Here is a 22853-nt window from a genome sequence, read left to right as displayed (position 1 = left end):
ATCGCCTATCATGTAACCGTTTTCAACTACATGGTTTGGAATGGACACCTTCGATCGCACCCAGCTCAGTCCCAAGTGGCAGTTCCGTTTCGATTTCTTCGACCGTCACGGCGGCCCCAAGGAGCCGGCCTACAAGGAAGCGCTGAAGACCCTGCCGTTTGGCGAAAAGGTCAAGGTCGGCATGAACTTCTATGCCTTCTTCTTCGGCGTCATCTATTTCTTCATCATCGGCCTGTGGCGCAAGGCGTTGAGCCTGATCGGCATCAGCATCGTGGTCAGCATCGTGGCCTCGTTCCTGCCGGCCGCGTTTCAGAATGTGCTGTGGCTGCCGCTGTCGTTGTTGACCGGCATGATCGCCAACTACGCCTATTACCTGGACAAGGTCAAAGGCAGCACCAGCTGGAACCCGTTCGAAGGCATGCGCTGGATCTGAGCAACTGCGTCACCGGCGCGTCGGCCCCTCCCGCCGCCACGCCAGCGTCGCCCGGCCCGGTCACTGACCGGGCTTTTTTTATGGGCAAGCTGGAGCGCACGCGGCTACGCCGTGCGCTCACCCAGAAACCGAGCCGCTCCCAGAGACATAGCCCTCCCAGCGACCAAGCCCCAGGCACCAGGCCTCCTCAGGAACCGAACCCCTGCAGGAACCAAGCCCCTCTCCCCCCGGGAGAGGGGTTGGGGTGAGGGTCCGGCCCCCGACGCGCAACACGCCCAAAGGGCGCCTCAACCACACGTTCACAGCGCAGCCAAATCGACCCCCAAGCCGGGCTTACCCTTCAGCACAGCTGGCACGTCTCAGAACGGCAGCCCCCGAGCGCGCGCAACAGACCGCTTCAACACGTCTAAAACACCCGCAAAACTGCAAGAGCCCGCACACTTTGCTGCGCTGCGGTATGCGGCAGATGGCTGAGAATGCTTAATCTTTGCCAACACATGGCTGTGACCGCATCGAATTTAGATCGATCCAAGTAAGCCAGTCGGGCGCGAAATCGCGATTACGCTGAAGGTCGTTGCTCGAACGCAGTCGTTGTGCGTCGATCGCTGCGTGGTGCAGCGGTCGGCAGGGATCCTCCATCTGCGGCTTCGGTCGCCCTCTCCCCCGAGGTGTCTTGCATGCTCTCCGCAGTCCCGTCCAGTCGTTCCGTCTCGCAGGGTGCTCCGGCGCCATTCTGGCGCCGCGCCGCCGCCGGCCTATGTCTGCTCGGCATGGTGGTGTCCACACCGCTGGCCGCGCAGGACCCGGCGCAGGTCAACACCTTCATCGGCAGCAAGGACGACGGCAACACCTACCCGGGCGCCTCGGCCCCGTTCGGCCTGGTCCAGGTCAGCCCGATCGGCGCGCACTACGCCGGCTGGCGCTACGACGACCCCAGCATCCGCGGCTTCGGCCATTCGTTCCTGTCCGGGGCCGGTTGCTGGGAGCAGGGCGGGCAGGTCTCGGTGCTGCCGGTCACCGGCCGCATCGGCCCGGGTGGCGACTTCGATACCGGCGACGCCAAGGCCTTCGACCAGACCCGCTACGCCGCCCGCTACACGCATGATGGCGAGATCGGCCAGGCCGGCTACTACAAGGTGCGCCTGACCGACTACGGCGGCATCGACGCCGAAGCCACCGCGCTCACCCGCGCCGCCGCCGAGCGCTATACCTTCGCCCCCGGCGCCGACACCGGCCATGTGCTGGTCAACCTGGGCCAGGCCAACGACCGCCATGTGGTGATCGGCAGCCAGGTGCAAGTGGTCGGCGACCGCGTGGTCGAAGGCAAACTGACCACGCAAAGCTTCTGCGGCGGCCACGAATACACCACCTGGTTCCGGCTGGAATTCGACCGCCCGTTTACTGCCCACGGGGTCTGGGGCGAAGACGGCGGCGTGCCCGATGCGCGCCACAGCATGGGCGGCGAACTCAAACCCAACGGCGCCTGGCTCAGCTTCCCGCTGGGCAAGGGCAAGGACGCACGTGCGGTGACCGTGGTCAGCGCCATCTCGCACGTGGACGCCGAAGGTGCACGCAACAACCTGCGCGCCGACGGCAGGCAGGGCGGCAAGCTGCTGGGCCTGGAGCAGATGCGCCAACGCGCGCAACAGGCCTGGCGCAAGCAACTGGCCAGCCTGCAGCTGGACGGCGCCAGCGCCGACGACCGCACCGTGGCCTACACCGCGCTGTATCACGCCCTGCTGCAGCCGCTGACCGGCAGTGACGCCGATGGCCGTTATCGTGGTTATGACGATGCCATCCACCGCGCCGATGGCTGGACCTACTACGAATATTTCTCGCTGTGGGACACCTACCGCTCGCAGAACCAGCTGCTGGCCCTGCTGCAACCGGCGCGTGCGCGCGATATCGGCCGCTCGCTGCTGGCCATCCATCAGCAAGGCGGCTGGTTACCGCGCTGGGGCTACGCCAATTACGACACCAACATCATGACCGGCGACCCGGTCACCCCGTTCCTGGTCGACCTGTGGCGCTTCGGCGCGCTGCAGGGCAACGAGGCCGAGGCCTACGCAGCGCTGCGCCAGAACGCCTTCGAACAACCGCCGATCAACTCGCGCCACTCCGGCCGCTCCGGCAATGCCAGTTACCTGGCCAACGGCTTCGTGCAATACGACCGCGCCTTCCCCTCCAAGGGCATGGACGTGGACCCGCACCACGGCGGCTCGGCCACGCTGGAATACGCACTGGCCGACTGCGCGCTGGCGCAGATGGCACACGCGCTCGGCCACAGTGAGGACAGCGCGCAACTACGCCAACGCGGCGGCAACTGGCACCGCGTCTGGGACGCCAGCGTGCGCGATGCCGACACCGGCTTCAGCGGGTTTCCGCGCCCCCGCCTGGAAGACGGCAGCTGGTACGCGCCCTCGGACGATCACTACAGCCCGCGCTCGCAGCACGGCTTCCACGAAGGCACCGCCTGGCAATACCAGTGGCTGTTGCAGCAGGACATCCCCGGCATGCTGCAGGCGATGCACGGCAGCGAACAAGCCGGCAAACGCCTGGACGCCTTCTTCGCCTACGACGACTTGCTCAAAGACCCGCTCAACGGCGCGCGTACGCACTGGGTGGTCGGCCCCTACAGCTACTACAACCAGTACCGCTATAACCCCAACAACGAACCCGACCTGCACGCCCCGTGGATGTACACGTTGATCGGCCAGCCGTGGAAGACCGCCACCGTGGTGCGTGCCGCGCAGCAGTTGTTCACCAACGCCCCCAACGGCGTCACCGGCAACGACGATCTAGGCACGATGTCGGCCTGGTATCTGTTCAGCGCCCTGGGCCTGTATCCGGCGGTGCCGGGCAGCGGGCAGTTCCTGCTGCATGCCCCGCGCTTCAAGCGCGCGACGCTGGACCTGGGTAACGGCAAGCGCCTGCGCATCGACGCCCCCGGCGCGGACGGCCGCGCGCTGCAATATGTGGAGGGCGTGCGTTTCAACGGCACACCGCAGCGCCAGGTGTTCCTGGATTGGGCTCAGTTGCAGCAAGGCGGTACGCTGTCGTTTGCGCTCACCAAGCAGGCGCCGACCCAAGGCTGGGGCACGCAAGCGGACGCATTACCAATCTCGTTCTGTGCCACGCCTGCAGCCGCGCAGTAACCGCAAGCATCAAGCCGACGGATAAAAGCCCCTCTCCCTGCGGGAGAGGGGTTGGGGTGAGGGTGCGGGGCAAAGCCACTTACCAAGTTGAATGACATGAGGCTTCGCCCGGCCCCTCATCCGCCCTACGGGCACCTTCTCCCGGCGGGAGAAGGGACTAACCCGCCTTCCCCAAGCGACTATTCCGCCGCCCATACGCCACATACACCACCACACCCAGCACGTTCCAGACCAGGAACCACAGCTGCGTCGTGCTCGGCAGACTCCAGAACAGATACAGACACCCCAAAATCGCCACCGGCCCCACCACCCATGCCAACGGGGTGCGGAACGCACGCGCACGGGTCGGCTCACGCACACGCAACACCAGCAGACATGCCGCCACCGCGGTAAACGCCGCCAAGGTCCCGGCATTGGCCAGCGCGGCAATCTCATCCAGCCGCGCCACACCCGCCAACGCCGCCACCAGCACTGCCGTAAACAACGTCGTCGCCACCGGCGTACCAGTGCGCGCGCTGACCTTGGACAAGCCACGCGGCAGCAGGCCATCGCGCGACATCACAAAGAAGATGCGGCTCTGCCCGTACAAAAACGCCAGCAGCACCGTCGGCAGCGCGATGATCGCCACCGCACCGATCACCAGCGCCGCCTTGCCGTGGCCGAGTTCGCGCAGGATCAGCGCCAACGGCTCCGGGCTCTTGCCGAACACGGTGAAGCTCATCGCACCCACCGCCGACAGCGCCACCAGCACGTAGATCAGCGTGCAGCCGATCATCGAGCCGACGATGCCGATCGACAGATCGCGCCCCGGGTTCTTGGTCTCTTCGGCCGCAGTGGAAATCGCATCGAAGCCATAGAACGCGAAGAAGATGATCGCCGCCGCCGCCATCACCCCGCGCTCCACGCCATCGGGCCCCATCGCCTTGGAGAAGCCGTAGGGCATGAACGGCTGCAGGTTGGCGCTATTGAAGGCCGGCAGCGCGATCGCCACGAACACGCCCAGCGCGATGATCTTCAACACCACCAGCACTGCGTTGAGCGTGGCGCTTTCCTTGGTGCCGGCCATCAGCATGCCGGCCACCAGGAAGGTGATCACCACCGCCGGCAGGTTGACGATGCCGCCGGCGTGCGGCCCGGCCACCAGTGCGTGCGGCAACTCCACCCCCAACCATTGCAGGAAGCCGACGAAATAGCCCGACCACCCCACCGCCACCGTGCTCACCACCAGCGAGTACTCCAGCACCAGGCTCCAGCCCACCACCCAGGCGATGCTTTCGCCGAGCGCGGTGTAGCTGTAGGTGTAGGCGCTGCCGGCGGCCGGCATCATCGTGGCCATTTCCGCATACGCCAGCGCCGCGCAGGCGCACACGATGCCGGCGGCCACGAACGACAACAGCACCGCAGGGCCGGCCTTGTCCGCACCCACGCCGATCAGCGTATAGATGCCGGTGCCCACGATCGCGCCGATGCCGAGTGCGATCAGATGCGGCCAACTCAGGCTGCGGACCAGTTGCCGGCCAGCCTCGTGCACGGTGACCTGATCGATGGATTTGCGCCTGAGCCAAGACGACATGCGGACCTCGAAGGAACCAAAAGAATGCGCGAGTGTCGCCCAACGCGCCGCAGCAATGCTATCGGTGGTGATGTTGTTTGGAGTGGCGCGGAGCGGTTGCTAACTTTATGGACGGGGTTTGACGGCCTCTGAAAGGATTCCGTGAAGCCGTACCCTCACCCCAACCCCTCTCCCGATGGGAGGGGGGCGTTTGATTCCTTCTCCCATCGGGAGAGGGGTTGGGGTGAGGGTACGGACAGGCGACGCAGCATCAGCTCGATCGCTGCCTGATCGATGCGTATTCCCCACCCACAACATGATGCGATCCGGCCAGGTCCAGCACCCCTAAGCCACCCCATTACACCCATACCGCTGAAAGCCGGCGCGCATTCCGAGCTGCGTGTAATACGCGGCCACCGCAGGCAACACCGGCCGATCGATCGGGCTGGCAAACCAGCGCTGCGTCGATAAGCCCAACACGATATCGGCCAAGGTGAAGTCTGCGCCAAGCACAAACGGACCGCCGCGCTGCAGCTGTGCGTCGAGGATGGCCATGTGCCGATTCCACTCGCGCACGCTGGCTGCAATCGCCTGCACATCGGTATGCGCCGCACTGCCACGCACCGTCGCTATGAACGCGTAACGCCAAGCGTTGTTGAGCTCGGTGGCCTGCCAATCCATCCATTGCTCGACCAGCGCACGTGCAGCGGGCGCACTCGGCAGCAGATCGTCGCGGTGGCTGCGCGCGGCCAGATACCGGCAGATCGTGTTCGATTCCCACAGCACCAGATCGCCATCGCGCAGCACCGGCACCAGCGCGTTGGGATTGAGCGCGCGAAACGCCGGCGTGTCCACCGGTGCAAACCCGCTGCCATATGCATGCAGCGTGTAGTCCAGCGCCAATTCCTCGCACAGCCACAGCACCTTGCGCACGTTGATGGAGGTCGGCTTTCCGTAGAGTTTCAGCATGTGATCCTCAATAACCAATGGCGACATAGGGCGATGACGGCGGGCAATGCGCGCACCGTGTGGAAGCAGACGCTGCGATTCTGCATCCATGCCTGCCAACGTACATGCCACCACGCCCGAGTGGTCGTCGCCCCTGCCGTAGCGTTGCCTCTACGGGGAGCTGCGTGGTGCCCTGCATGCAGGTTGGAACCACGTCGGTGATAGGCGCTTCAACGCATTCTGCGCTGGCATGCCAAGCGACACAGGCAGTCAATCGAGATGAGAACTGCGCACCACGGCGCAACCCGACCCACCGTCATCCTGTGCACTGCGTCCACTCCCGACGCAGCCCTTGCGACAGTGCCCGTTACACTGCGCGCATGTCATCCGAATCCCTGATCCTTCTCGGACTGCTCGTCGTAGTCCTCGTGTTGCAGCTGCTCGCGCTGCTGCGGCGTCCCTCCACCAGCGGCCTGGAACTGGCGCTGCGCGCCGAGCAACGCGACGGCCGCGGCGAATTGCGCGAGCAACTCGAAGGCCTGGCGCGGCAGCAGGACGGCCGCCTGGAAACCTTCGCGCGCAATCTCACCGAGCTCTCCACGCGCACCGATCAGCGCCTGGACCTGCTGCGCGACGCACTCGGCGAAGACGCCCGCAAGGCGCGCGAAGAAAGCGGCCAGGCGCAGCAACGCACCGGCGAACTGCTCACCCTACGGCTCACCGAACTGCGCACCCAGCTGGAAGGCTTCGGCCAGCAGCAGGAAACCCGCATCCAGGTGTTCGGCCAGCAGCTGACCGAATTGATCGCACGCACCGACACGCACATGGCCAGCTTGCGCGAGGCGCTGGCCGAAGACGCCCGCAAGGGAAGGCAAGAAGCCGGCGAGTCGCAGCAGCGCTTCACCGAGGCCCTGAGCCAGCGCTTGAACGAGCTCACCCAACGCAACGAGCTGCGCATCGGCGAGATGCGTGCCACGCTGGAACAGCAGCTGGCCAATCTGCAGAACGACAACGCCAGCAAGCTCGAACAGATGCGCGCCACCGTCGACGAAAAACTGCAGACCACGCTCAACACGCGCCTGGATGCCTCCTTCAAGATCGTCTCCGAGCGGCTGGAACAGGTGCAGCGCGGCCTGGGCGAAATGCAGCAGCTGGCTACCGGGGTGGGTGATCTCAAGCGCGTGCTCACCAACGTCAAGAACCGCGGCGGCTGGGGCGAAGTGCAGCTGGAGAACATCCTCGAGCAGACGCTCACCGCCGAGCAGTATTCGCGCAGCGTGCGCGTGCGCCCGGACACCAGCGAAGCAGTGGATTTCGCCGTGCGCCTGCCCGGTCGTGGGCACGAAGACACCCCGGTGTGGCTGCCGATCGATTCCAAATTCCCGCGCGAAGATTACGAGCGCCTGCTCGACGCGCAGGAAGCCGGCGACATCGAGCAGATCCGCCAGCTCGGCAATCAGCTCGAGCGCGCGATCCGCATCCAGGCCAAATCGATCAGCGACAAATACATCTGCCCGCCGCACACCACCGATTTTGCCGTGATGTTCCTGCCCACCGAAGGCCTGTACGCCGAAACCATCCGCCGCCCCGGCCTGGTCGATGTGTTGCAGCGCGAGCACCGCGTGGTGATCGCCGGCCCCACCACGTTCACCGCGTTGCTCAACAGTCTGCAGATGGGCTTTCGCACCCTGGCCATTGAAAAGCGCTCCAGCGAAGTGTGGGGCCTGCTCGGCGCGGTCAAGAGCGAGTTCGGCAAGTTCGCCGGCATCCTGGAAAAGGCCGAACGCCAGATCAACACCGTCGGCAAGACCCTGGGCGATGCAGGCCGCAAGACCCGTACCATCGAACGTCGCCTGCGCGGTGTGGAAACGCTGTCCAACGAGCACTCGCAGGCGCTGCTGGACGATGCCGGTAGCGACGACGCCGGAAGCAGTAGCGAAGACGACAACAACGACGAGCAGGAGTAATCCGGCTACGTGCCGAAATACGGCACTGCCACTCCCAACCTGCCAATGGCACCGCAAGAGCGGGGACAACGTAGGAGCGCACCCGGGCGCGACGAGGCGTTACCGATAACGCCTCATCGCGGCCAGGCCGCTCCTACAACGGCCGGTCTACACCGTGTGTCTTCCTGTGCCCGACGCCAAGCACACCACGCAGACATCGCCACCGCGATGCTTGCACGCACCTTGTTCAAGAAGAGAGTGCCATGTCGCGTCGATGGATCTATGCAGTGGTCTGCGCCCTGCTGCTGACCGCATGCAGCAATACTCCGGCTGCCAAGCCGGGCGCTGCAGCGAGCGCCCAACCACCACCGCGCGCAGTCGCTGCTGATGCTGCCGAATGCACGGCAAAGGGCGGGCAGCTACGTCCGGTCGGTCGCATGCAGACGGTGCGCTGCGTGGTGCCATACGCCGATGCCGGCAAGACCTGCACTGACAACTCCGACTGCAGTGGCGATTGTCTGGCCACCAGCATCGTGCCCACCGGCACCGCCACCTCGGGTACCTGCCAGCGCGACAGCGACCGCTTCGGTTGCCGCCAGGAAGTGGTCGGCGGCATGGGCCAGGCCGCGTTGTGCATCGATTGATGGCATTGCATGTGCTTAAGCGCTGGCACTGGCAGATCGGCTGATCCGCCAGTGCACGCAGTGGTCGCCAGCTGTCGCAATAGCCGGCCGCAGCAAAGCCAACTGCAGCAACAGAAAGTTGTAAGCAACAGCCAACCGCAAGCACCGTCAGACACCCGCATCGCTCGCTCGGCTTCAGCGGTTTATGCTCTCGGCTCTACTTGTCCAGGACGTACCGATGAGCCAGACGCTTTACGACATCCCTGTGGCCCGTATCGACGGTGAGCCCGCCACGCTGGCCGACTATCGCGGCAAGGTGCTGCTGGTGGTCAACGTCGCCTCCAAGTGCGGCCTGACCCCGCAGTACGAAGGCCTGGAAGCGCTGTATCGCGACAAGCAGGCAGCAGGCCTGGAAGTGCTGGGTTTCCCAGCCAACGACTTCAAGGGCCAGGAGCCTGGTAGCGAGGCGGAGATCGCGCAGTTCTGCCAGCTCACCTACGACGTGACCTTTCCGATGTTCTCCAAGATCGCGGTCACCGGCACCGACACCCATCCGCTCTATCAGCAGCTGACCAGCGCACGTCCACACGCCACCGGCGACGGCCCGATGCGCGAAAAACTGGCCGGCTATGGCATCGAACCCAACCCGGCACCCGGCGTGCTGTGGAACTTCGAAAAATTCCTGATCGCCCGCGATGGCCAGGTCATCGCCCGCTTCGCCCCCGATGTCCCCGCAGACGACGCACGCTTGCGTCAGGCAGTGGATGCGGCGCTGGCCGCCGCTGCCTGACGCCGTCATGCGTACCGCATGAAGTACCGTTCGAACGACGATCGCATTCCATTGCGCTTGCTCAACAAGTGCACTATGTGCAACCGGCCTGGGCTAAAGCCGGGAATTCTGCAGGTTGAATTCCCGCAAGCTCCATCGGTTCGGGTCCGCTTCGCTGCCATGACGCAGACACTGGCAGTCGACGCGAATGGTCGCTGCCAAGAGTGTGCAGTTGCAGTCCTCGATTCGAGTCATCCGCAGCCCTGATTTGCGCGCAAGCCGAATCTTGCAAGTCCATCAACACGAGGGCTCCATAACAAGGACACACGCCGATGCGCCCTATCACTGTCATCCTGACGCTACTTGGCAGTTCGTCATTGCACGCCGCTGACCTATGCCGCGACCTGGAAACAACCTCTGAAAGCAACGCATGCTGGCATCAGGAGGTCGGCACCTCGCAGCAGCGTCTGGACGAGTATCTGGGCGCCGCGCGTGAAAGGGCTGTTTCCACATCGGGTATTCCAGCCGACGCCTTCGATAATGCACAGGCGGCTTGGACGAAGTACAAGGAGCTTCACTGCAGTAACGTGCGTCGGCGCTGGGGCAGTGCAACGGTTGCAGCGGCGAAAGCGGCGAGTTGCGTTGTCGACCTCAACGATCAGCGCGCGCACGATCTATGGAAGAGCTATCTCACCTATGCAGATCGCACTGCGCCTATCAGGCCCGAGCCGGTGCTGCGCCCTGGCAAATAATCAACGCCATCGTCTGATGGACTGAAGGCCACAGTATCGCAGCCACAAAAAAGCCCGGGATCGCTCCCGGGCTTCTGCATCAACACCATACCGCCAACTCAACCGATCAACGAATCCATTGCGGAATCGGCATCGCGTCCACCGGCACGGTGCTGTCCTTGTCTTCGCGCAGATAGTCGGGCAGCTCGGTGTTCTTTTCGCGATGGCTGCGCAGATCGCGCACGATCTGGTAGTTGCGGCGTTGCATCCAGGCATCGCGGGTCAAGGCGTACTCGTCCGGTGCCTGGTCGCGCAGCGAATCCAGCGACATCAGTTGCGAGCGCGTATCCACCAGCTGCAAACCCTGCAGGGCGAAGCGCGCACCGCTGTCGTCGACCTGGCGCAACGGCGACAGCGGAATGTCGCCGCCCAGGCCGAAGGTATCGCGCACGGTGCGCGGGCCGAACAGCGGCAACTCGAAGTAGCGCGAATTGCGCCAGCCCCACACGCCCAGGGTCTGGCCGAAGTCCTCGCTGCGGCGCGGGATGCCCGCCGCGGAGGCCGGGTCGAACAGACCGGCCACGCCCAGTGTGGAATTCATCACGAAGCGGCCCAGCGACTGCACCGCATACACCGGGTGGCCCTGCAGCAGCTGATTGACCATGGTCAGCGGCGTGCCGAGATTGTCGAAGAAGTTGGTCACGCCCAGGCGGGCCGGACGCGGCACCACCTTGGTGTAGCCGGTGGCCAAGGGACGCGCCACGCCGCGGTCCACCGCCAGGTTGAAGCGGTGCATGCCGCGGTTGTAGCGCTCCCACGGGTCGTAGGCCGGTGCGCCAGGCTGTGCCGGGGCACCATTACCGCCGGCTTGCGGCGTGGTGGGGCCATACAGCGCGTCGAAGTCGTCTTCAGCGGCGGTCGGCGCCCCTGAGCTGCCGCCGCTGGCATCAGCGCTGGCCTGGTCGCTGGGCGCAGCGGCAGTGGCCGGCAACGCGTCCGGTGCAGCGACTCCGGCAGCGGCCGGCTGCGCGGTCACTCCGGCATCGTCGCGGACCGATGTTTCAGCGCTTGGCGCGATGCTGGCCGCAGTTGCGGGCGGGGCGGACTTCGGCGTCTGGCTGGCGCATGCACCAAGCAGCAGGCAGGCGGCCAACAAAGAGAGGGGGCGTAACTGGGTCATGGGGTGGCGCTCACGCCTGAAAATCGAAAGTAGGGGACAAGCGATAAGCGGCGCGCAATTCGTCCAGACCGGACGCCTCACCCACCACCGTAACGGTACCAGTGCTGCGCACGCGTGCAGCCAGTTCGGCCAGCATCGCCACGCCGGCACTGTCCAGGCGTTGTACACCGGACAGGTCGAGCGTGCGAATGCCGTCCAGCTGCGCGATCGCCTGCGGCCAGGCCGCAGTGACCGCCGCCCGGTCGAGCACGCCGGTGAGTGCCAGCGTGTCGCCGTTGCGTTGCACGGAGCTGTTACTTGCCATTGGCCGGTGCCGCACCGACCTGCAGATTGCCGCTGCGCAATTCTGCAGCGACCTTGGCGATGCCCTTCTCGCGCAACGGGCCGTCGAACTGGGTCTTGAAGGTCTGCACGTAGGAGATGCCTTCGATCATCACGTCGAAGATTTTCCACTGGCCGCCGACGTTACGCATCATGTAATCGACCGGGGTCGGGTCGTTGCCGGCGCGCAGCAGGTCGGTGGAGACCTTGACGCCGCGGTTGCCCGGCAGCGCGCTCTCGGACTTGGCGCGGAAGGTCGGCTTGCCTTCGAAGTTCAGCAACGCGGTGCCGTAACGCTGCATCAGGTTGTCGGCCAGCGCATCGGCAAACAGCTTGACGTCCGCATCGGAGGCGCCACGGCCGTTCACGCCCAGCACCAGACGTGCCGAGTAGTCGCGGTCGAAGGCCTTGTTCAATTCGCCATCGATGTACTGACGCAGCGCGGCCGGGTTGCCACGGAACTCGGCGCGGCGCTGGTCCAGCGTGCTCAGGATGCGCGTGCTGCTGTCGATGACGGTCTTGGTTGCCGCGCCCTGTGCGGGCGCGCTGGCGGCAGCCGGCTGGGCCAGCACGGTGGCCGGTGCGCACACCAGCAGGGTCGAGGCCAGGATGGCGGAGAGCAGGGTGGTTTTCATTGGTGGTGAGGTTCCGTAGAGGGAGAAGCGGGCGGGGCAGGCGGCGGGGCCTGGCCATCGGTGGCGGCCGGGGCATTGCTGCCACCACTACCGCCACCACTGAACATGTACTTGCCGACCAGCTGCAGCAGATCCACCGCCGGCTGGGTGAAGCCGATTTCTTCGCCCGGCTTGAGCGTTTCCGGGTCGCCGCCCGGCTGCAGCCCGATGTAGCTCTCGCCCAGCAGGCCGCTGGTGAAAATGCCGGCCGAGGTGTCGGCGGGCAGATCCTTGTATTTGTTGTCCAGCGACAAGGTCACCACCGAATCGAACTTGGTCGGATCCAGGCTGATGTCGGAGACCTTGCCGATGGTCACGCCGCCGATCTTCACCGGCGCCTGCGCACGCAGCTGGCCAATCTGGCTGAAGCGCGCGGTTAGCGTGTACTGGCTGGACCCGAAGCCCCAGCGCTGATTGGTCGAGGCCACCGCCAGCACCAGCAGCGAGGCCAGGGTCAGCAGCAAAAAGGCGCCGACGGCGAATTCGAGTCGTGGTCCACGCATGGCCATAGTTATTCCACTCACCTAAACAACATTGCAGAAAGGACGAAGTTGAACATCAGCACCAGCAGCGAGGCGTTCACCACCGCACGGGTGGTGGCGATCGAGGTGCCTTCGATGGTCGGCTCGGCATGGAAGCCCACGTAGGCGGCAACCAGTGCGGCAGTGCCGCCGAAGATCGCCGATTTGAGCATTGCCACGCCAAAGTCATCCCAGAAGTCCACGCTGTTGCTCAACCCCGACCAGAATGTGCCGTTGTCGATGCCCAACACGTGTACGGCCTCGAAGTAGCCGCCGGTGATCGCCAGCGAGCAGAACACGCCGGTCAGCAACGGCACCGTCAGCACCGCCGCCCAGAAGCGCGGCGCCACGGCCTTGGCAATCGGGTCGATGGCCATCAGCTCAAGCGCCTTGATCTGGTCGGTAGCGCGCATCAGGCCGAGCTCGGCGGCAATCGAGCTGCCGGCGCGGCCGATGAACAGCAGCGCGGTCAGCACCGGCGCCAGCTCGCGGTACAGCGACAGGCCGAGCAGGGTGGACAGCGCATCGGAGGCACCATAGGTGGTCAGCGTGCGGTAGCCCTGCAGGGTCAGCACCAGGCCGACGAAGGCGCCGCCGACGGCGATGATCGGCAGCGAGCGCGCGCCGACCTTGTAGATCTCGCGCACCAGCTCGGCGATGAAGTCGCGCGTAGGCACCGAGCCGCGCAGCACGGTCAGCGAGAAGAGCCCGGCGCGACCGAAGGCGCGGATCGATTCGACGAAGGCCATCAGGCAGCACTCCGGTCGCGCCGCGGCGCGGCATCGAAGGCGATCGGGCCGTCCGGCTGGCCATGCAGGAACTGCTGCACCAGCGGGTCGTTGCTGTCCTGCAATTGCGCGGGCGTGCCGGCGAACACGATGCCGCCATTGGCGATGACCACGGCCTGATCGCTGATCGGCAGGGTTTCGTGCACGTGGTGGCTGACGATGATGCTGGTCAGGCCCAGGCTGTCGTTGAGGCGCTGGATCAAGCTCATGATCACTCCCGAGGCGATCGGGTCCAGGCCGGTCAGCGGTTCGTCGTAGATCATCAGCGGCGGGTCCAGTGCCAGCGCACGCGCCAGCGCCACCCGCCGCGCCATGCCGCCGGACAGCTCGCGCGGCCAGGCATCGGCAGCGGCGAGCAGGCCGACCGCGTGCAGCTTCATCTGCACCAGGCGTTGCAGCACCGGTGCCGGCAGGCGGGTATGCGTGCGTAGCGGCAGCGCGACGTTGTCGGCTACGCTCAGGTCGGTCAGCAAGCCATTGCCCTGCAGCAGCACGCCGACATTGCGGCGCATCTCCAGCAACGCACGGTTGCCGCGCGGGATCTCTTCGCCGAACAGGGTGACGGTGCCGGCGACCGGACGCAGCTCGCCAGTCAGCGCGGCCAGCAAGGTGGACTTGCCGCTACCGGAGGGACCGAGCACGGCAGTGATGCTGCCGCGTGGCACGTCGAGCGAGACGTCGCGCAGGATCGTGCGACCGCCGCGATCGATGCGGACACCGGACAACTGCACGACAGGAGATGCGGACGCCGTCATCGAAGCCTTTAACAGAATTCCAACGCGATAGAGTAACCGTCACACGGCTGAACATAACCGAACCGGCGCGTGCAGTATTGTCGCATGACGCCTGTACCGCAGCAGACGGATTGCGGCCGATGCGAATGCAACAAGCCGTCTCATGCATGACCCAATGCAGCGTTCGAGCGCACAACTGTTGTGGCAGGTATGCCCGATGTGGATGATCGAACTCTCTGCCGACCATGAGCACAAAATGGACTTACTGACCCTGGAGCACTTCGCAGGCAGCGTCAACGAAACGTTCTCTGCCGCATTGAACGAAGGCGAGGTTCCATTCGTGCTGGTGGAGGCACGGCCGTTGCCCACCAAGCACGCAGTCGATCGCGCGCCATTCTCGCTGCTGTTTCGCAACAGCTCGGCATTCCTGTTTCCGCAGCAGATCTATCAGTTGCGCCACACGCGGCTGGGCGAGGTCGGGGTGTTTCTGGTGCCGGTGGCACGCGAGCGCGATGGCTTTCTGTATCAGGCGATCTTCAACTGAGCGGCGTGGCCGCCATCTCGGCGGGCTGCCAGTGCATCGCAAGGTGGGTACTGCTGGCCTCGCCCGCGAGAAAGCCCAGGCGCGCATAAAGCCGGCGCGCTGCAGGATTGGCATGCAAGACGTGCAACGCCACGCCACAGCCTGCGGCCTGCGCCAGGGTTTGCGCATGCACGATCAATGCGGTGCCCACGCCCTTGCCGCGCCAACCCCGTAACAGACTGATATCGACCAGCACGTGCTGCAGCGCTGCGCGCTGAAGATACAGCCGGCCGATGCGTTCGTCCGGCGTCTGTACGATCAGAAAGTCGGCGTCCGGATAATGCTGCCGATAATGCGTGCGCTGCAGGGTGAACTGCTGATCCACAAACGCGCGCTTGGTCGTCTCCGGCCAGGGCACGTGCGCCAGTTCGTCGCTGCGTGTGTCGGCATAGAGATCCCGCAACCAGGGCAGATCGTCGTCACGCTCAGGTCGCAACGAGATGCCGCGTCCGATCAGCGCACGCGGACGCACGACGCTGGGCTGCTCGCTCGCCAGCGCAACGCAGGCATCGTGTTGCATGGTGTCAATCGAACTGTGGATAGGTGCCGGACAACGCAATGCAGAAATTCACTGCCAGATACGGTTGCTGGTTCTCGTGTGCCAAGCCGTTGCCGGTCGGCAGCAGCGCCGTGGGCGAGAACTGGGTGTCGGGTTGCGCCACTGTCACGAACGGTCGTGCCGTGCTGCTGCCTAGCGCTGAAAGCGCTGCGCCGTTGGCGGGTGTGCCGCTTTTCTTGGTCGAATCCGGTTGCGTGAAGGCGTTGATGCCGTGCTGGTGCGGCGGGATCTGCGTGGGCAACAGGCTCACTGTGGCCGAGCCGAAGCTACTGCCCAACTGCCGGCTGGTCAATCCCGGGCCCGGCCCCTGCTCGCAGCCGGCGCGTCCGCAGAAGTTCGGCAGTTGAAACGTGGTCGTGCCGTTACCGCCGTAGGCGATGCCGAGCAGCGAGTAAAGCGTGGTGTTCTGCTGCAGCGGCAGCGTGGCGCCGTTGCACAGCGCCCAGCCGAATGGATTGAAATCAAAGCCGAATAGCTGGATTTCGCCGATATAGGGTTCGGTCATGAACGCGGTCCTTCTGTAGAACGTGCAGGCACCGCACCAAGCGCGGCGCGGCGAATGGGCTCAGCTCTGCTGCGGAAAAATACCGGCAGTGGAGATGCAGTACTGCACCGTCAAGGTCGGCATTGTGTTCTCGTGCGGCTGGCCACCGCCGGTGATCGTGGTGGACTCGGTGGCCATCGGCGTCGCCGTGGCGCCGGTGGTGTCGGTCGCGTAGAACACGTCGCCGACGACCGTGCCAGGCAACAGTCCGGATGGCGCGGTGGCCGTCGCGGTGGCGGTTGTAGCGACCAGCGTATGCGTGTGCACCGGCAACTGCAGCCCGGTCAGGGTAACCGTCTCGGCGCCAGCCTTCTGGGCGATCACGTAGTTGCTCAGGCCCGGGCCCTGGCCCTGATGCAGCGGTACGCGCCCGCGCAGATCCGGTACCGCGAAGGTGCTCTGCCCATCGCCGCCGTAGGTGGTGCCGATCAGCATGAACAGCACTTCGTATTCGGAGATCGATAACAGGCTGCCGTCGCAGGCCTGCCAGCCTTGCGGAGTACGGCCGAAGCCGAACATGCGGATCTCACCGATGAATGGAGTGGCCATGGTGTCCTTATCTGGTCGATGGGTGCGCTGCGCGCCGCCGGTGGCACGCGGCTTTTTTGCCGCCTTAGCTGCGCGAAGGAAAGATGCCGGACAGCGCGATGCAGAAATTGAGCGTGGTGTACGGCTGCAGATTCGGATGCGGCTGGCTGCCACCGGCCTGAGCCACGGTTGCCGGATTCATCGCCACCAGTGTTCCCGGCGCCGCATACAGTGCGGTGGCCGGACCGCTCGTGCTGGCATTGGTGCCGAAAGAGCGACCGCTGGGACCCCGGTTGTTGCCGGTAGTGCTGGAACACTCCAGCAAATGATTGTGCGCCGGGAGGTTGCTGGGCAGCAGCGACACGTTCTCCGCACCGGAGCTTTGGCCGATCGGCAGCGGTGCGGGCTGCCAGTTTGGATCAGCCGAAGGCGAAAAGCCGAGCGGCGTGCGCCCGCGCATCTCCGGCAACGCGAAAGTGGTACTGCCATTGCCGCCGAAACGCGTACCAAGCAAGCTGAAGAGTGCCTGGTTCTGATTGATCGGCAGCAGTTGGCCATTGCACTGCGCAAAATACTTGGGCGCAAACACAAAGCCGGTCATCATGATCTGACCCAAGAAGAACTCACTCATGCGGACTTCCTTCCCGTAAGTGCAACGCCGACTGCGTGTCGGAATAATTTGCACAGATACATGTCATTTTTGAATAGAGCAAGTCTCAACTATTCAGAATTGGAATGAAGTATTAAGTTTTTGTTCTTTATTCGTTAGTCAGTTCCTGTTCAAATACCCTCGCAATGTCGAAGGGAGCAATCCCACTAGGGCGACGTTGTCTTCAGGCACGAGGATCGTTGCCGGCGCCGGGGATGGCGCGCTCCAGGGGTGTGGACAGTGAATAAGCAACGTAGGTTTCCAGCGGACGCCACCGGCGGCCGCGCACGTTTGGCCGTGATGTTTGTCCTGTTCGCGATGATGCTCTTGGCGCCAGGTTGGGCGATGGCGCAAGCCTCGACCTACTGCCCGACGCTGAACGCCACCGTGGTGCAGGGCGGCTCGGTACAGATCGACGTGACGACCTGCGATGGCACGGGAGCAGACGATATCGGCGTTGGCTGGAACGGTGTGCAACCCGCGCACGGCACGATCGTGGTGCCCAATCCGAGCGGGGCGCAGGGCACGCAGATCGTCACCTACACCCACAACGGTGACAGCGCCACCAGCGATACGTTCCCCCTGGAAGATGGCCGGGGCGACACCATTACCGTCAACATCACCATCACCCCGTCGCTGTCGGCCAGCATCGCGGTGAGCCCGGCCAGCCGCAACGAAGACAGCGGCGCCGCCTTCACCTACACGGTGACGCTGAGCCAGAGCAGCAGTTCGGCGACCACGGTGAACCTCAGCCGCAGCGGCACCGCCACCAGCGGCACCGACTACACGGGTGCGCCGAGCAGCGTGGTGGTGCCCGCCAACGCCACCACGGCCACCTTCTCCGTCACCCCGGTCGCCGACACCACGGTGGAGGCCGACGAGACGGTGGTGATCAGCGTGGCAAGCGGTAGCGGCTATGGCATCGGCAGTCCATCCAGCGCCACCGCCACCATCGTCAACGACGACTTTCCGAACGCATCGATCGCAGTAGCTCCGTCCAGCGTGGCCGAGGACGGTGCGACCAATCTGATCTACACCGTCACGCTCGACCAGGCCGCGCCGAGCGCGGTGTCGGTCGCCTTCAGCGTTGGTGGCACGGCAACCTCGGGCACCGACTACGCGGCCGTGAGTTCGCCGCTGGTGATCAACGCCGGCCAGACCACCGGCACCATCACCATCAATCCGACCGCCGATGCCACCATCGAACCGGACGAGACCGTGGTGCTGACCCTTGCGAGCGGCACCGGCTACAACGTGGGTTCGCCCAATAGCGCCACCGGCACCATCCTCAACGACGACCAGCCGACGCTGTCGATCAACGACGTGTCGGTGAATGAGGGCAATGCCGGTACCAGCAATGCCACCTTCACCGTCTCGCTGAGCCAGCCGGCCGGCACCGGCGGCGTCAGCTTCGATATCGCCACCGCCGATGGCACCGCTACCGCGGGCGTGGACTACGTCGCCTCCAGCCTGACCGGGCAGACCATCCCCGCCGGCAGCAGCAGCGCCACCTTCACCGTGCTGGTCAACGGCGACACCCTTAGCGAACCCAACGAGACCTTCTTCGTCAACGTCAGCAACATCAGCGGCGCCAGCGCCGGCGACGTTCAGGGCCAGGGCACGATCGTCAACGACGATACGCTGCCTGCACTGTCGATCGACGACGTCAGCGTCAACGAAGGCAACAGCGGCACCACCACGGCGACCTTCACGGTGAGCCTGAGCGCGGCTAGCGGCCAGACCGTGTCGGTCAATTACGCCACTGCCGACGGCACTGCCACTGCAGGTAGCGACTACGTCGCGCGCTCGGGCACGCTGACGTTCGCGCCGGGCACCACCGCGCAGGGCGTGGCGATCACCGTCAATGGCGACACCGCGGTCGAACCCAACGAGACCTTCAGCGTCGGCCTGTCCGGTGCCAGCAACGCCAGCATCGCGCGCGCCACCGGCGCCGGTACCATCCTCAACGACGACGTGGTGGTGACGGTCGGGCCGGCCTCGCTGCCGGCGGCCACTGCGGGCAGCGCCTACAGCCAGAACCTGAGCGCCAGCGGCGGCACCGCGCCGTACAGCTTCGCCGTCACTGCCGGTGCGTTGCCGGCCGGGCTGACCCTGAGCGCTGCCGGCGTGCTGTCCGGCACGCCCACGGCCACCGGCAGCTTCAACTTCACTGCGACCGCCACCGATAGCGGCGGCAGCCCCACCAGCGGCAACCGTGCCTATACCCTGACCGTGGCCGGCGCGACGGTGACCTTGCCGGCGACCAGCTTGCCGGCCGGCACTGCAGGCCAGGCCTATTCGAGCGCGCTCAATCCGGCCACGGGTGGCATTGCGCCGTATACCTACGCCGTCACCGCCGGTGCCTTGCCGGCGGGCATCACGCTCAATGGCAGCAGCGGCGCCTTGACCGGCACCCCCGGCAGCGTGGGCAGCTTTGCCTTCAGCGTGACCGCCACCGACAGCACCAGCGGCACGCCATCGCAGGGCACACGCGGTTACACCTTGAACATCGCCGCGCCGCCGATCGTCGTTGCGCCGTCCACGCTGCCGGCGGCCACGCGTGGCACTGCCTACAGCCAGGTCTTGAGCGCCAGTGGCGGCACCGCGCCGTACACCTACGCGCTAGCAAGCGGCACATTGCCGGCGGGCATCACCCTGGCCAGCAATGGCACGCTGTCGGGTACCGCAACGGTGGAAGGCAGCTTCAACTTCACCGTGACCGCGACCGATGCGGGGAGCTTCACCGGCAACCAGGCCTACAGCCTGACCGTGGCCGGCCCGAATCTGGTCCTGCCGGCAAGCACCTTGCCCGCAGGCACAGCCGGGCAGGCGTACTCCGCGTCGATCACGCCCGCCACCGGCGGCACCGCACCCTACAGCTATGCAGTGACCGCTGGCGCGTTGCCGACGGGTGTGGTCGTCGACGTGGCGACCGGTGGACTCAGCGGCACGCCGACCGTGGCGGGCACGTTCAACTTCACCCTGACCGTGTCCGACAGCACGCCCAGCCCGGCGGCGCAGGCCAGCCGCAGCTACACGCTGACCATCGCAGCACCTGTCATCGTGGTCGCGCCCACCGCGCTACCAGCTGCGACTCGCGGCACGGCCTACAGCCAGGTGCTGACCGCCAGCGGCGGCAGCGCGCCTTACACGTATGCAATCAGCGCGGGCAACGTGCCGGCTGGCTTGACCCTGGCCAGCAACGGCACGCTGTCCGGTACCGCCACGGTGGAAGGCAGCTTCAACTTCACCGTGACGGCGACCGACGCGAATAATTTCACCGCTGCGCAGGCCTATGCGCTGACGGTGGCCGGACCGAACCTGACGTTGCCCGCAAGCACCTTGCCGGCAGGCACGGCCGGGCAGGCGTATGCGGCGACGATTGCTCCGGCCACCGGCGGCACCGCGCCCTACAGCTATGCACTGAGCGCTGGCGCATTGCCGACGGGGGTTGTCCTCGATGCATCAACCGGCGGCCTCAGCGGCACGCCGACTTTGTCGGGCACCTTCAACTTCACCGTGACCGCGACCGACAGCACGCCGAGCCCGGCTGTGCAGGCCAGCCAGAACTACTCGGTCACGATCGCGGCGGCAACGCTGGTGCTGGCGCAGCCGACGCTGCCACCGGCAGTGCGCGGCAGCGCGTACAACCAGGTGCTCACGGCCAGTGGCGGCATTGCGCCCTATCGCTACAGCATCGCCAGCGGCACGTTGCCGGCCGGCCTGACGCTGGCCAGCGACGGCACGCTGTCGGGCACGCCAACCACGCAGGGCACCTCGTCCTTCACCATCGCGGTGGCCGATGCCGGCAATGCCAGCGCCACGCAGGCCTACAGCTTCACGGTGAGCGATGCGGCGCCGGTGGCCGTGGCCGATGTGGCGGCCACCATGACCGATGCTGCGGTGACGGTGGCGGTGACCGCCAACGACACCGGCAACATCGCATCGATCGCCATTGCCATTGCGCCGACCAACGGCACCGCCGTGGTCAACGGGCTGGAGCTGGTCTACACGCCGGCCGCCGGTTTCGTCGGCACCGATGTGGTGAGCTACACGGTCACCGGTAGCGGCGGCACCTCGGCCCCGGTCACGTTGACCATTACGGTCAACGCGCGGCCGGTGGCGGTGTCGGTGACTGCCGCAGCAGTGCCGGGCGAGGCGCAGCAGGTCGATCTGACCCGCAATGCCACCGGCGGGCCGTTCGTGGCTGCGGCCGTGGTCGCGGTGCTGCCGGCCTCGGCCGGTACCGCCACCATCACCCGGACTGGCGGTACCGCCACTGCGGCGGCGGCGCGTGCCTCCGGCCCATCGCCGGCGGCGGCTGCGATGGCCGAGACGCCCACGTTCATGCTGACCTTCACCCCGAACCCGGCGTTCGTCGGCCAGGCCACGGTGCAGTTCACCTTGTCCAATGCGTTCGCCACGTCGGTGCCGGCCAGCGTGGTGTTCACCATCGCGCCGCGCCGCGACCCGAGCGTGGATGCGGAAGTGCGTGGCCTGATCGATGCGCAGTCCGAGTCCACGCGGCGCTTTGCGCGGGCGCAGATCGACAACTTCCAGCGCCGTCTGGAAGCCACCCATCGCGGCGGCAGCACCTTCAGCAACGCGGTGAGCTTCCAGCCGACCTCGCATTGCCGCCAGGCCGATCGCGGCATCAGTGCGCAGCCGTGCAGCCCGGACACGCAGGAGGCCGACAACGACTTCCGCGATGCGCCGGCAGTGGCGAGCAGCGGCAACAGCACTGCGCAGGGTCAGGGCGACCTGGGTCTGTGGGTAGGCGGTGCGATCCGCTCGGGCAGCCTGGACAAGCAGTCCAACAGCACCGGGGTGGACTTCCAGACCGACGGCCTGAGCGTGGGCGCCGATTACCGGGTGGCGCAGTCGCTGGCGATCGGTGCGGGCCTGGGTTGGGGCCGCGACGACAGCGATGTAGGCAGGAACGGCAGCCACTCCAAGGCCACCGCCTACACCATGGCGCTGTATGCCAGCTTCCATCCGGGCAAGGCGTTCTTCTTCGACACCTTGGTGGGCTACCAGCTGCTGTCCTACGACCTGCGTCGCTTCGTCACCGACGATAGCTCGATGGCCGAGGGCAACCGCGACGGCAAGCAGTGGATCGCGTCGGTCTCCACCGGTGCGGACCTGCAGCGTGGCGATCTGCAGATCACTCCGTATGCGCGTGTGGATGTGGCACGTGCCACGCTGGATGGCTATGTCGAAGACGGCGTGGCGCCGTTCGCACTGCGCTATGACGACATGGACGTGGCCACCACCACCGGCAACCTGGGCCTGCGCCTGGAATGGCGCCGCGACGTGGCCTGGGGCCGGCTGACCCCGCAGTTGCGCGTGGAATATCAGCGCGACTTCCAGGGCCGTGGCGATGCCACGCTGAGTTACGCAGATCTGAACGGCGGGCCGTTCTATCGCACCGGTCAAAACGCGTTCGATCGCAACCGTTTGATGGTGGGCATCGGTGCGGCGTTGTTGACCGAGCAGGGGCTGTCCACGCGGCTGGAATACCGCGGCATTACCGATGGCGACAACAACGACGATCAGACCTGGATGATCAATCTGGAAAAGAAATACTGATCGCGGGAAGCGTCATGCAATGACGC

20 protein-coding genes are annotated in these 22853 nt (G+C 65.6%); 8 read left to right on the top strand and 12 right to left on the bottom strand.

What is annotated here, in order from left to right:
- Positions 1-40 precede the first annotated feature (40 nt).
- Positions 41-433, top strand: coding sequence for a DUF2628 domain-containing protein (locus tag ABS769_RS07390; protein ID WP_317060451.1), 393 nt, complete (start codon positions 41-43; stop codon positions 431-433).
- A 677-nt stretch (positions 434-1110) separates the two neighbouring features.
- On the top strand, positions 1111-3588 hold the full coding sequence (locus ABS769_RS07385; protein WP_317060450.1) for a GH92 family glycosyl hydrolase: 2478 nt from the start codon (positions 1111-1113) through the stop codon (positions 3586-3588).
- 157 nt (positions 3589-3745) lie between these two features.
- Here the strand turns inward: ABS769_RS07385 and ABS769_RS07380 are convergent, their stop codons facing one another.
- A complete protein-coding gene (locus ABS769_RS07380) occupies positions 3746-5161 on the bottom strand; it encodes an amino acid permease (protein WP_074056183.1) in 1416 nt (471 codons plus the stop codon).
- A 324-nt stretch (positions 5162-5485) separates the two neighbouring features.
- Entirely contained in the window at positions 5486-6109 is a 624-nt protein-coding gene (locus ABS769_RS07375; protein ID WP_317060447.1) for a glutathione S-transferase family protein, read from the bottom strand.
- Positions 6110-6468: 359 nt separating this feature from the next.
- Between ABS769_RS07375 and rmuC the strand changes: the two genes are divergently transcribed.
- The 4 genes from rmuC (at position 6469) to ABS769_RS07355 (ending at position 10178) form a co-directional block, all read left to right on the top strand.
- The gene (gene rmuC, locus ABS769_RS07370; RefSeq protein ID WP_317060446.1) at positions 6469-8055 is read left to right on the top strand and encodes a DNA recombination protein RmuC; all 1587 of its coding nucleotides are present in this window, start codon (positions 6469-6471) and stop codon (positions 8053-8055) included.
- A 242-nt stretch (positions 8056-8297) separates the two neighbouring features.
- Positions 8298-8678, top strand: a complete 381-nt coding sequence (locus tag ABS769_RS07365) for a hypothetical protein (protein WP_317060444.1) — start codon at positions 8298-8300, stop codon at positions 8676-8678.
- 217 nt (positions 8679-8895) lie between these two features.
- Positions 8896-9447 (top strand): glutathione peroxidase, encoded by a 552-nt coding sequence (locus ABS769_RS07360; RefSeq protein ID WP_317060443.1) that lies wholly within the window; start codon positions 8896-8898, stop codon positions 9445-9447.
- A 311-nt stretch (positions 9448-9758) separates the two neighbouring features.
- On the top strand, positions 9759-10178 hold the full coding sequence (locus ABS769_RS07355; protein ID WP_317060442.1) for a lysozyme inhibitor LprI family protein: 420 nt from the start codon (positions 9759-9761) through the stop codon (positions 10176-10178).
- Between the two features lie 106 nt (positions 10179-10284).
- On the opposite strand, the gene ABS769_RS07350 is transcribed toward ABS769_RS07355, so the two are convergent.
- From ABS769_RS07350 to ABS769_RS07325, 6 genes are read right to left on the bottom strand one after another with little or no spacing between them, the layout of a single operon-like run.
- Entirely contained in the window at positions 10285-11337 is a 1053-nt protein-coding gene (locus tag ABS769_RS07350) for an MlaA family lipoprotein (RefSeq protein WP_317060441.1), read from the bottom strand.
- A 10-nt stretch (positions 11338-11347) separates the two neighbouring features.
- Complete coding sequence (locus tag ABS769_RS07345; RefSeq protein ID WP_170118607.1) at positions 11348-11641, bottom strand: STAS domain-containing protein; 294 nt, start codon at positions 11639-11641, stop codon at positions 11348-11350.
- On the bottom strand, positions 11631-12293 hold the full coding sequence (locus tag ABS769_RS07340) for an MlaC/ttg2D family ABC transporter substrate-binding protein (RefSeq protein ID WP_006451567.1): 663 nt from the start codon (positions 12291-12293) through the stop codon (positions 11631-11633). Before ABS769_RS07340 ends, ABS769_RS07345 begins: the two co-directional genes overlap by 11 nt.
- Entirely contained in the window at positions 12290-12841 is a 552-nt protein-coding gene (gene mlaD, locus ABS769_RS07335) for an outer membrane lipid asymmetry maintenance protein MlaD (protein WP_023905821.1), read from the bottom strand. Before mlaD ends, ABS769_RS07340 begins: the two co-directional genes overlap by 4 nt.
- 11 nt (positions 12842-12852) lie before the next feature.
- Positions 12853-13602 (bottom strand): MlaE family lipid ABC transporter permease subunit, encoded by a 750-nt coding sequence (locus tag ABS769_RS07330; protein ID WP_115041056.1) that lies wholly within the window; start codon positions 13600-13602, stop codon positions 12853-12855.
- Positions 13602-14396 carry an ABC transporter ATP-binding protein gene (locus tag ABS769_RS07325; RefSeq protein ID WP_317060438.1) on the bottom strand — a complete coding sequence of 265 codons (795 nt, stop codon included), beginning with the start codon at positions 14394-14396 and terminating at the stop codon, positions 13602-13604. Before ABS769_RS07325 ends, ABS769_RS07330 begins: the two co-directional genes overlap by 1 nt.
- Before the next feature lie 235 nt (positions 14397-14631).
- Between ABS769_RS07325 and ABS769_RS07320 the strand changes: the two genes are divergently transcribed.
- Entirely contained in the window at positions 14632-14919 is a 288-nt protein-coding gene (locus tag ABS769_RS07320) for a DUF6916 family protein (RefSeq protein ID WP_317060436.1), read from the top strand.
- On the opposite strand, the gene ABS769_RS07315 is transcribed toward ABS769_RS07320, so the two are convergent.
- The 4 genes from ABS769_RS07315 to ABS769_RS07300 form a co-directional block, all read right to left on the bottom strand.
- Positions 14912-15478, bottom strand: coding sequence for a GNAT family N-acetyltransferase (locus ABS769_RS07315; protein WP_317060434.1), 567 nt, complete (start codon positions 15476-15478; stop codon positions 14912-14914). The genes ABS769_RS07320 and ABS769_RS07315 overlap by 8 nt on opposite strands.
- A gap of 4 nt (positions 15479-15482) precedes the next feature.
- Positions 15483-16022: a phage tail protein gene (locus ABS769_RS07310; RefSeq protein WP_317060433.1), complete on the bottom strand. Its 540-nt coding sequence runs from the start codon at positions 16020-16022 to the stop codon at positions 15483-15485.
- A gap of 60 nt (positions 16023-16082) precedes the next feature.
- Positions 16083-16610, bottom strand: coding sequence for a phage tail protein (locus tag ABS769_RS07305; RefSeq protein ID WP_317060431.1), 528 nt, complete (start codon positions 16608-16610; stop codon positions 16083-16085).
- A gap of 64 nt (positions 16611-16674) precedes the next feature.
- Positions 16675-17220 (bottom strand): phage tail protein, encoded by a 546-nt coding sequence (locus ABS769_RS07300; protein ID WP_317060430.1) that lies wholly within the window; start codon positions 17218-17220, stop codon positions 16675-16677.
- A gap of 318 nt (positions 17221-17538) precedes the next feature.
- On the opposite strand from ABS769_RS07300, the gene ABS769_RS07295 reads away from it, so the two are divergent.
- A complete protein-coding gene (locus ABS769_RS07295) occupies positions 17539-22827 on the top strand; it encodes a putative Ig domain-containing protein (protein WP_317060429.1) in 5289 nt (1762 codons plus the stop codon).
- Positions 22828-22853: the final 26 nt, after the last annotated feature.

Source organism: Xanthomonas hortorum, assembly GCF_040279205.1.
Taxonomy (GTDB): Bacteria; Pseudomonadota; Gammaproteobacteria; order Xanthomonadales; family Xanthomonadaceae; genus Xanthomonas; species Xanthomonas hortorum_F.
This window is presented reverse-complemented; position numbering and strand designations above follow the sequence as displayed.